Source organism: Clostridium lentum, assembly GCF_014287815.1.
In the GTDB taxonomy this organism is placed as follows: domain Bacteria; phylum Bacillota; class Clostridia; order Clostridiales; family Clostridiaceae; genus Clostridium; species Clostridium lentum.
The window spans coordinates 190232-200329 of sequence record NZ_JACOOQ010000002.1 but is presented as its reverse complement, the minus strand read 5'-3'; the positions used below and the strand labels follow the sequence as shown (position 1 = coordinate 200329).

11 protein-coding genes are annotated in these 10098 nt (G+C 28.0%); 4 read left to right on the top strand and 7 right to left on the bottom strand.

Going from position 1 to position 10098, the window contains the following annotated elements; all coding sequences use genetic code 11:
- Nucleotides 1–243: 243 nt before the first annotated feature.
- From H8R92_RS02505 to H8R92_RS02490, 4 genes are all read right to left on the bottom strand, one after another.
- Nucleotides 244–429: a ferredoxin gene (locus tag H8R92_RS02505; protein ID WP_022212987.1), complete on the bottom strand. Its 186-nt coding sequence runs from the start codon at nt 427–429 to the stop codon at nt 244–246.
- Nucleotides 430–484: 55 nt separating this feature from the next.
- A complete protein-coding gene (locus tag H8R92_RS02500) occupies nt 485–1327 on the bottom strand; it encodes a sirohydrochlorin cobaltochelatase (protein WP_186834615.1) in 843 nt (280 codons plus the stop codon).
- A 71-nt stretch (nt 1328–1398) separates the two neighbouring features.
- Entirely contained in the window at nt 1399–2184 is a 786-nt protein-coding gene (locus H8R92_RS02495) for an MJ1433 family protein (protein ID WP_186834614.1), read from the bottom strand.
- Nucleotides 2185–2486: 302 nt separating this feature from the next.
- Nucleotides 2487–3197, bottom strand: coding sequence for a PHP domain-containing protein (locus H8R92_RS02490; RefSeq protein WP_022212990.1), 711 nt, complete (start codon nt 3195–3197; stop codon nt 2487–2489).
- Between the two features lie 146 nt (nt 3198–3343).
- Here H8R92_RS02490 and H8R92_RS02485 point away from each other — a divergent pair, with 146 nt between their 5' ends.
- Nucleotides 3344–4126 carry a Cof-type HAD-IIB family hydrolase gene (locus H8R92_RS02485; RefSeq protein ID WP_186834613.1) on the top strand — a complete coding sequence of 261 codons (783 nt, stop codon included), beginning with the start codon at nt 3344–3346 and terminating at the stop codon, nt 4124–4126.
- A gap of 94 nt (nt 4127–4220) precedes the next feature.
- On the opposite strand, the gene H8R92_RS02480 is transcribed toward H8R92_RS02485, so the two are convergent.
- A complete protein-coding gene (locus H8R92_RS02480) occupies nt 4221–4469 on the bottom strand; it encodes a DUF1653 domain-containing protein (RefSeq protein WP_022212992.1) in 249 nt (82 codons plus the stop codon).
- A gap of 167 nt (nt 4470–4636) precedes the next feature.
- Between H8R92_RS02480 and H8R92_RS02475 the strand changes: the two genes are divergently transcribed.
- A complete protein-coding gene (locus tag H8R92_RS02475) occupies nt 4637–5350 on the top strand; it encodes a gamma-glutamyl-gamma-aminobutyrate hydrolase family protein (RefSeq protein ID WP_186834612.1) in 714 nt (237 codons plus the stop codon).
- A 123-nt stretch (nt 5351–5473) separates the two neighbouring features.
- Entirely contained in the window at nt 5474–6853 is a 1380-nt protein-coding gene (locus tag H8R92_RS02470) for a GntP family permease (protein ID WP_022212994.1), read from the top strand.
- Nucleotides 6854–7012: 159 nt separating this feature from the next.
- On the opposite strand, the gene H8R92_RS02465 is transcribed toward H8R92_RS02470, so the two are convergent.
- Nucleotides 7013–7639, bottom strand: coding sequence for an HAD family hydrolase (locus H8R92_RS02465; RefSeq protein ID WP_022212995.1), 627 nt, complete (start codon nt 7637–7639; stop codon nt 7013–7015).
- Nucleotides 7640–7941: 302 nt separating this feature from the next.
- Between H8R92_RS02465 and rpsD the strand changes: the two genes are divergently transcribed.
- Nucleotides 7942–8538: a 30S ribosomal protein S4 gene (rpsD, locus tag H8R92_RS02460; RefSeq protein WP_022212996.1), complete on the top strand. Its 597-nt coding sequence runs from the start codon at nt 7942–7944 to the stop codon at nt 8536–8538.
- Nucleotides 8539–8746: 208 nt separating this feature from the next.
- Here rpsD and H8R92_RS02455 read toward each other — a convergent pair whose 3' ends face one another.
- On the bottom strand, nt 8747–10018 hold the full coding sequence (locus tag H8R92_RS02455) for an L-cysteine desulfidase family protein (protein ID WP_186834611.1): 1272 nt from the start codon (nt 10016–10018) through the stop codon (nt 8747–8749).
- Nucleotides 10019–10098 lie beyond the last annotated feature (80 nt).

Below are 10098 nucleotides of genomic sequence, written 5' to 3'. Positions count from 1 at the left end.
TTATTTTCATATATTTTTAAGAACCCATGCCAGTGATCTTCTAGTATTATTTTTATTTTACCTTTTTTCATATGTAAAAACCTCTAATTTATAATTAATAAATTTAACATATTTAAAGGCTGAATGCTAGATAACATCTAACTTTCAGCCATCGAAAATTTTATACTTTCCTGTACTTTAAAAAAAGAGTTGCATAAATGCAACTCTCATATAATTTATAGGTGATTTAAAGGGATTAAATAATTATTCTACTGATATTGCCGCTACTGGACAACTATCACATGCTTCGTTAACTGCATCTTCTAAATCTGCAGCCACATCTCCTTCTATAGCTACTGCTACTCCAGTATCAAGTGAAAATACATCTCCACAGATTCCTTCACACATTCCACAGCTTATACATACATTTTCATCTACAAATGCTTTCATTTGAATTTCCTCCTAAGTTTTTATATTATTTAAGTATATTATCATAGAATAATTATTATTTGTCAATATATATTATTTTATGTTTTTTTATTTCTTCTGTTCCAATATATCTATTATTTATTAAATCATCTACTCTATCTATATATAACTGTGCAAATTCATCTACTTCCCCTAGTCCTTTGGTCCATAGCTTTACTTCTATCCCTTCAGCTTCCAGCATAGATTTCCATGAATTATCTTTTTCCGAAGTCATATCATTGATAGCATGATTTCCAGCTACAAGCATAAGTGGCATTAATAATACTTTCTTAATACCTCGTTTCTTTATTTTATTTAATACACTTGTAAAATTTGGATAGCCTTTTACTGTTCCTACAAAAACATTTTTATATCCTTCATCATTTAAAACACTTTGAAGAGCTCCATATACTGCATTAGATGGATGAACTGTTCCATGCCCCATCATAACTACTGCTTCTTCTCCTTCTATAATTCCTTTAATAGATTTTATAAATAATGAATAATCTTCTGGAAGTCCTTCTATTCCTTGATAATAAAATATTGGACGTCCAACCTTTATTGATTTAAACTTATCTTTAAAATATACTTCAATATTCTTTATATAACTAAATTCTTCTCCTGGTATTATATGAAGAGGCTGAATTATAACTTCTTCATATCCCTCAATATATAATCTTTCAAGTAATTCTTCTGGTTTTTCAACTATAAGTCCATGTACTATTTCAAGCTTTTTAATTATCATATGAGATGTAAATGCTCTATATACATCATAATCTTTAAATTGATTTCTAATTTTATTTTCAACATTTTCAATTGAATTCTTCAATGGTTCCAAATAACTTGTACCAAAGCTTACCACTAAAATAGCTTTTTTCATTTGTCCTACTTCTTTCTTACTATTTTATTTTTTAAAGAAAAATATCATGAAAATAAATCTTTATATTCTTCTTATAAATTATCTCTATACTGTTTTTTATATTCTTTTAAATAACACTTATCTTTTTCACTTTTACTTCTTGTATCAAATGGATTATTTATAAGGGCTTTACAATATAATGCTGGATATTCTTCACTTAAATATTTCATATATTCTGCCCATTCTATTGTCAGATATTTATATGCCAACATAATATCTTTTTCTATATGCTTAATCTCATATTCTTGCATATCTACACTTAATCTTGTGTTAAGCTCCTCTCTTAAATGAATAATAGACATAAGCATTTCTGTAAATGTTTCATGTTCTATAAGATTTTCATTAGCTATTAATGAAATAAGTAATTCCTTATTTTCATCTAAATTATTTTTAATATTTTGTAAAGATACTTTATTAATATCTACATTGTAATCATGTTTTAAAATTCTATTATGAAGTTTTTCAAATGGCTTTTTCTTCCATGTATCATTGGTTATTGACGCTCCACTTAAAAACCCCCTATCATTATCCCCTTCTGCTATATTAAGCAAAAGTTTTGTACCTACTTCAGTATAAAATACTCCTATCAGCATATTTAACTTTCCTAGTAAGTGATCTTTTTCTCTTTTTTCTAGGAATCTATCCAATATTAAGCTAGTAAAAAACACATCCATTGGTATAAAAGCAATATCTGCAACTAAAAAAATCATAGTATGATGAGCATCTTTAAATATTAAATAATGTACATAATGTAAAATTAAAGATAATGTCACAAGGCCTGTACCAATTAAAATAGTTTCTTTTGTTTTTTTCTTCACTCAAACTCCCCCTAAAAAATATTTCTTCTTTTAGTTTACCTTAAGATAACATTAAATATCACATTGTGTCAATTATACCGTTAAAGAATTAATTTGCGAATTTTATTTCCATTATTAGATTATTTTCTATTCTCCATTATTCTTTATGGGTATTGAGTAATTTATATCATCTAAGTTGTTGCCTATGCTTTACACATTTATAAAGGAAGCACCTACATAAATAGGTACTTCTTTTACCGAAGAATCTCAATATTATATTCAATTAATTATATAATGTACCATAACTTGAATTTTTTCATTATCTACAGAAAAAATTCTTCAACCCAAATATCAAGTCCTGACTGTGCTAGAAAATCTTCAATTTCTTCTGCATTTAAAAAAACATCACCTATAAGTCCATGAATTCTGTATTCCTCAATTCTTGTATGAAAATCTGATCCTGCTGTATAATATAATCCTTTTTCTTTGGCAAATTTAATATAAAACTCTGTATCCTGCTCATTATTTAAAAAGTAACGTGCTTCAATGCCATCAAAATCCATATTTTCTATATTAAAAAAGCATTCCCTACTTAATAATACTGGATGGGCAAGTACAACTGTTGCACCAAAAAATCTCAATAACTGGATTCCACTTTCTACGTATAACTTCTTTTTGTATCCATTAAAATTTATCTTACTACCAAATATACTCCTTAAATCACCTATCTTATCTCCTTTTATCTTCCTTAATACCTCTTTAAAAAGCTCATTATTATAACTATCATCTTTAAAATATCCTAATATATGAACTCTATTTTCTTTATATTTCGTAGACAATTCTACTGCTGGAATAACTACTATACCACTTCTTTTCCCTTCACTTATTGCCTCATATAAACCATCACAGCTGTTATGGTCTGTAAGCGCTATTATATCAACCTTTCTCTTCTTAGCATATCTCACCAACTCAGCTGGACTCAAATTCCCATCTGAACAAGTTGAATGCATATGAAAATCCCCTTTTATCAACATGTTTTATTTCCTTTAGCAATACTCTATATTTTACTATATTCGCAAATCAACAAATTGATTAATACTTAATTTTATGATAAAATGATAACAAATAAAACTAAATAACAATAACTGATAATAAACAGTATTTACAGAGGGTGATTTTTATGATTAAATTTATTGCAACAGATATGGATGGTACTTTATTAAATTCTAATAATGAAATACATGCAGATTTCTATCCAATGTTTCAATCACTAAAAGAAAAGGATATTATTTTTGCTGCAGCCAGTGGAAGACAATATTATAATCTTCTAGAAAGATTCAAAGATATAAAAGATGATATGATGTTTATTGCTGAAAATGGAACATTTGTGGTATATAAAGGTAAAGAGATTATTGTTAATTCCCTTAAAAAAAATATTGCTAAAGAATTAATTAAAATCGGTAGAACAATTCCTAATTCTTATGTTATATTATGTGGGAAAACTTCAGCTTATATTGAAAGCCATGATGAAAGGCTAGTAAAGCAAACTGCTAAATATTATGAACGATATAAAATAGTAGAGGACTTAACAGTAGTTGATGATGATATTTTAAAAGTAACAATTTGTGATTTTGATGGTGCTGAAAATAATAGTAATAAATATTTTAATGACTATAGAGATAAAGTTCAAGTAACTGTTTCAGGTAAAATTTGGCTTGATATGGTCGCTAAAGGTATAAATAAAGGTATGGCTATAAATGAAATACAAGAACTTTTAAATATTGATTATAAAGAAACCATGGTTTTTGGTGATTATTTAAATGACCTTGAAATGATGGAAAGTGCTTACTACAGCTATGCCATGGCTAATGCTCATGATACTCTAAAAAAAGTAGCCAGATTTATGGCTAAAAGCAATGACGAAAATGGTGTAGTACAAGCCATTAAGAACTACGTTCTTTAATGAATAATTATGTTGGAAAGTATTTGAATACTTTCTTAAAAATAATGAATAGAGGAACTTCAAAAGAAGTTACTCTATTTATTATTTAACATAACTATTTTACGCTTTTAACTACGTATTCTTCAAATCTATATTTTTGACCTGTAGGATTTTCTTTTTCTGCTGGTACTTCTTCTAAGAACATATCATATGGTCTTACAAATAATCCACAACTTCCATAAAGTGCTCTATAGAGAACCATCTTTTCTTGTGTTTCTGAATGAGTTACAAAGTCTTCAACTAAATATAAATCCCCCTTAAAATGTCTAAAAATTTTTCCTTTTGAATTACTTATATCTCTCACGATTTACCTCCTTGTTCAATAATATTAATTATTATACAACATTTATATAGTACTTTCTTTTTTAATTTAGATAAATTTAAAATTACAAGTGTATTTTTATCTAATATCATCATATTATGTATCATGCTATATTCTATTCCATTATTGGATGAAAGGATTGATATACAGTGAAGAAAAGTAAAATTGGTATAGTTTCAACTTTATTTTTAGATAATAAGATAAGCAAAATCAGTGTAAGTTCTGATTATGTAAATGCTATAGAAAAAGCTGCTGGACTTCCACTGATAATCCCAATCACTTCAAACTTAGAAAATATAGATTCATATATAGATTTGTGCGATGGATTCTTATTTACTGGTGGTATTGATATTAATCCATATTTTTATAAAAAAAATCCTCATAAGGAGCTTGGCGAATTTAATAGTAAGCTTGATTTATTTCAGCTTTCACTAATGCAAAATATTATTAGCTCTAAAAAACCTTTCTTGGCAATCTGTCGAGGAATTCAAATTCTTAATGTAGCTTGTGGAGGAACTTTATATCAAGATTTTAGCGAAGTCCCTAACAATACAATACAGCACTACCAGAAATCTGCAAGATATGAATTTATCCATCCAATTAATATTAAAACTGATTCACTACTTTATAATTTATTTGGTGAAAGTCTCTATGTTAATAGCTTTCATCATCAATGCATTAACCAACTAGGTGATAATTTAAGCATTTCTGCTATTGCTCCTGATAATATTATTGAAGCTATAGAACTTAATAACTATACATTCGGTATAGGTATTCAATGGCATCCAGAAATGATGCTTATAAATAATAATAAAATGTTGCCTTTATTTTCTAAACTAATATCAACTTCTCTTAAAAACTGAAGCATTTTTGCTTTAGTTTTTTTATTGTGACTTTATTACACACATAATTATAAGAATTGGTTAAACTATTAATGTTATTAAAGAGTAACATTAATTACTACATTTAAGAAAGGAAATTTTTTTATGATTAATATAATAGCATTGATAATTTCCCTATCTCTAATCATGTATTTAGCTTATAAGGGATATTCAACAATTATTACGGCACCAATTATCGGGCTACTTACCCTACTTTTAACTTTTGGACTTAATAGCCACTTAATGGTTAATTATACAGAAATATATATGAGTGGATTTGCAGGATTCGTTAAAAACTACTTCCCTCTATTTCTTACAGGTGCAATCTTTGCTAAGCTTATGGAAGAAGCTAATTACGGTAAATCTATTGCATCATTCATTACCAATAAGCTTGGAAAAGATAAAGCAATACTTGCTGTAGTCTTATCTGGTGCATTTCTTACTTATGGAGGAGTTTCTTTATTTGTTGTTGCATTTATTCTATACCCTCTAGCCAATATATTATTTAAGGAAGCAGATATTCCTAAAAGGCTTATTCCAGGAACTATCGCATTAGGTGCCTTTACCTTTACCATGACTGCAATGCCTGGTTCCCCTGAAATACAAAATGTAATTCCTATGAGCTATTTTGGAACTGACACATTTGCTGCGCCATTTATTGGAATTATAGCTAGCATCACAATGCTTTCCTTAGGTTTATTATGGCTTAACTACCGATTAAAAAAAGCTAGAAGTTTTGGTGAAGGATATGGAAAACATAAATTTAAATTAGAAGAAATAGAAAATGAAAGTCTTCCTTGTATATTTATTTCTGTACTTCCTATTTTAATAATTTTTATTTCAAACTTTACTTTATCCAAAATTTATTATCCTAATATAGATGGAAGTTACTTAGAAAAATATGGAGTTTCTTTAGATAATGTTTCTGGTACTTGGAGTGTTATAATATCCATAGTTATTGCCATTATATTTATTTTAGCTCTAAACTTTAAGAAACTACCTAATTTAAATGATATATTAAATATAGGTGTTAAAAATTCCTTTTTACCACTGCTTAACTCCAGTGCTATTGTTGGCTATGGAAGTATAATTAAATCTCTACCGATTTTTCTAACTATACAAAATACCATCATGAATGTATCTAGTAATCCAATTATTTCTGAAGCTATTTCTGTTAATGTAATTTGCGGGCTTACTGCTTCTGCTTCTGGTGGACTTGGCATAAGCTTAAATGCTCTAGCACCAACCTTTATTCAAATGAGTGATGCATTATCTATCTCTCCAGAAATTCTTCATAGAATAGCTTCTCTATCATCTGGTGGATTAGATACACTGCCCCATAACGGTGCAGTTATTACTACTTTAGCAATATGCAGTCTTACTCACAAAGAAAGCTACAAAGATATTTTTGTAACATCTGTATTAATACCTATTTTCACTACTGCTATAATAGTATTAATAACCTCACTGCAATATACTACATAAAAAATTAATTTTTAAAAATCAAAGATTATAAAGATAAAAAAATAACAGTAGCCTAAGATTAATATTATCTACTGTTATTTTTTCATTTTAAACAATAACCTATATCTTAAATAATTGTTAAATTGAACATATTTATATATTTTATATTAATTAATAAAATTACCACTTTATAGTTAATAAATCTTGAAAGCTATCAATTTCATATTGATATTTTTCTACAGATCCAAAACCATATTTAGCAAAAACAAAAGGAATACCTGCTACTCTTGCTGATTCAGCATCTCCTTCAGTATCTCCTACATATACTGGTTTTTTTAAATTATTTCTTTCAATAACTAACTTATTATTCTCTCCTTTAGAAAGTCCTGTTCTTCCTGGACATTCATAATCAGTAAAATACTTATCTAATTTATGAGCTTTAAAAAAACATTCTATATATCCATCTTGACAATTGCTTACAACAAACAATTTGTATTTTTTAGAAAGTTCTTTTAGTGTTTCTTCAACCTTAGCATAAAGCACTCCTCCATGCTCCCCTAGATATTCATTTTCTAAAGTACAACATTCATTCATTAAATTTTTTCTTACTTCACTGCTTAACTTAGGAAAAAGAATTTTACCTATTTCATCAAGCTGCTTACCCATACAACTGTGTAAATCCTCAACAGTAACCTCTTTTCTCTCATAATCATATTTATTTAAAACAAGACTCCATGTTTTTGACACTCCTTCTGTAGAGTCCCATAAAGTCCCATCTAAATCAAAAATAATACTATCTATCTTCATACCATTCTCCCCTTATACTTTAATTATTTATTCTACTATTACTAAATATGCAACTTTAAAACTTTCACCTACTGCTAATTTGTATATATCACCTTTAACCTTCTATAAATTCATTTATATAATAAATTATATAATAATTTCACCTTTTTTTACAAAATAATTTCTGAATTAAATAATACAAAAGTGAAAATTTATAATATCTTTATAAATGATAATGATTTTCATTTACATTCATCCTTAACTATGCTATATTATATGTGAGGCTTAAATTATCGCGGCAAATGATTTAAGGAGATGATTTTATGGCAAAAATGATGGGACCTAGATTTAAACAATGTCGTAGACTTGGATTAAATGTTTGTGGTCATCCAAAAGCAATGAAAAGAGCAGCGAAAGGTTCTGCAAGAAATGATAAAAAACTTTCAGACTATGGTACACAACTTTTAGAAAAACAAAGACTTAGAGCATATTATGGAGTAATGGAAAAACAATTTGCTAATTACTTTGAAAAAGCTTCTAAATCTAAAGAGTTAACTGGTTTTGCATTAATTAAACTTCTAGAATGCAGATTAGACAACTTAGTATATAGATTAGGATTTGCTAACTCAATAAGACAAGCACGTCAAATGGTAGTGCATGGCCATATTTTAGTTAATGGTAAAAAAGTAGATATTCCATCTTTCAATGTTTCAGTTGGTGATGAAATTAAACTAAGAGAGAAATCTCAAAAAAATCCTATGTTTAAAGAAAACTTCGAATCTAGCATACTTAATGTATTGCCATACATAAGTAAAAACGAAGCTGATTTCTCTGGTACTCTGTTAAGATACCCTGAAAGAAATGAAGTGCCAATAGAAATAAATGAAGTTTTAGTTGTGGAATATTACTCAAAAAATTAATATATAATATTCTTTTCTCCCTAAGATCTGATATAGATATATTAATTAACTTCAATTAAAACTTTAAGCATCTATCCTTAAGATTGCTTAATGTCAATAGATTAAGCCTTCTGTTGAATACAAATATAAAAGAAAAAATCTTATGTATGTGCAGATACATAAGATTTTTTCTTTTTTTTAATAAATTTAACTTAATTAACTTTTAATATTATGCTTCAAGCATAATATCTAATATTTCTTTATCAGTTTCTCTCATACCAATTTTTCCAAGTCTCCCTATGGCGCTAATGGTTCCTTCTATATCTTCTTTTAGTATTCCAGTATTAGCACTATAACCTCTATTTATCATAGCCAATGAATGCGACATCATGGCAGCATCTAAACTTGTAGCAATCTTTGCTGCACATGAAGCTTTTGCTCCATCACAAACAATTCCTGAAATATTGGCTAAAGTGTTGTTAATGGTTTTATTTATCTGTTCTAGACTTCCACCTTCTAAATAAGTTATTCCTGCTCCACTAGCACACCCTGATGTTACTGCTCCACAAAATGCAGAAAGTCTTCCAATTCCAGCTTTTTGATGTATATTAATTAAATTCGCAAACACTAAAGCTCTATATAATAATTCTTTAGAAATATTTTTTTCTCTAGCATATATAATCAATGGTACTGAAATTGTCATACCGGAATTTCCACTGCCTGAATTAGTCATTACAGGTAAAGAGCATCCACTCATTCTCGCTTCAGAAGCTGCTGCTGTATAAGCTTTTACTTTGTTTGTTAATGAGTTTCCAGCTTCTAAAATAACTTTTCCAATCCCTACTCCATAGGAACCTTTCAATCCTTCTTCTGCTATATCAATATTATACTTCATTTGATTATCTAATAGTTCTTTAACATCGTCAATATTCATTGTATTGGCAAATTCATAAATCTTCTCCACACTTAAAATTCTTCTATCTATAAAAACTCCTAGATATTTATTGGAATCCTCTTCTAATTTAAAGATTGCTTCTCCATCTTTTATAATACTTGAAATATTATCATGGGCATGTTTTATTTCTATCGATGCACTTTCTTCTTTATTAAAAACATCTACTATTATATGTAATTCTATCTCTGAATCTAAAAACTCAACTTTACAATAATCTGATTGTATAAGTTCATGTGTTTTTATGATTGCTTCTTCACTTACTTCATTAATTACTTCCAGTTTTCTATGAGATTTTCCTGCTAAAATTCCAATAATTGCACTTGCTTCAATACCAACTAAATCTCCTGTATTTGGCACTGTAACACATCTAGCATTTTTTATCATATTTCCACTACATTTAACTATAACACTCTCTGGGAAAGTGCCAAGCACATCTCTTGCCTTTGCTGCTGCATATGCTATTGCTATTGGTTCAGTGCATCCCATAGCTGGAACCAATTCTTCATTCAAAATTTGAATATATTTTTTGTATGTATTTAAATCCATACAAAACTCCCCCTTATTAGATTCTTACAAAAAAAGACAATGAGTTTCTAAAAACTTCATTGTCACCACTTAATTATATC

What these genes read in the sequence shown, in the direction of transcription:
- H8R92_RS02500 (WP_186834615.1), bottom strand. Translation starts at nt 1,327, where the DNA reads ATGAAAAAAGCTATTTTAGTGGTAAGCTTTGGTACAAGTTATTTGGAA.
- rpsD (WP_022212996.1), top strand. Translation starts at nt 7,942, where the DNA reads ATGGCAAAAATGATGGGACCTAGATTTAAACAATGTCGTAGACTTGGA.
- H8R92_RS02505 (WP_022212987.1), bottom strand. Translation starts at nt 429, where the DNA reads ATGAAAGCATTTGTAGATGAAAATGTATGTATAAGCTGTGGAATGTGT.
- H8R92_RS02470 (WP_022212994.1), top strand. Translation starts at nt 5,474, where the DNA reads ATGATTAATATAATAGCATTGATAATTTCCCTATCTCTAATCATGTAT.
- H8R92_RS02465 (WP_022212995.1), bottom strand. Translation starts at nt 7,639, where the DNA reads ATGAAGATAGATAGTATTATTTTTGATTTAGATGGGACTTTATGGGAC.
- H8R92_RS02485 (WP_186834613.1), top strand. Translation starts at nt 3,344, where the DNA reads ATGATTAAATTTATTGCAACAGATATGGATGGTACTTTATTAAATTCT.
- H8R92_RS02490 (WP_022212990.1), bottom strand. Translation starts at nt 3,197, where the DNA reads ATGTTGATAAAAGGGGATTTTCATATGCATTCAACTTGTTCAGATGGG.
- H8R92_RS02455 (WP_186834611.1), bottom strand. Translation starts at nt 10,018, where the DNA reads ATGGATTTAAATACATACAAAAAATATATTCAAATTTTGAATGAAGAA.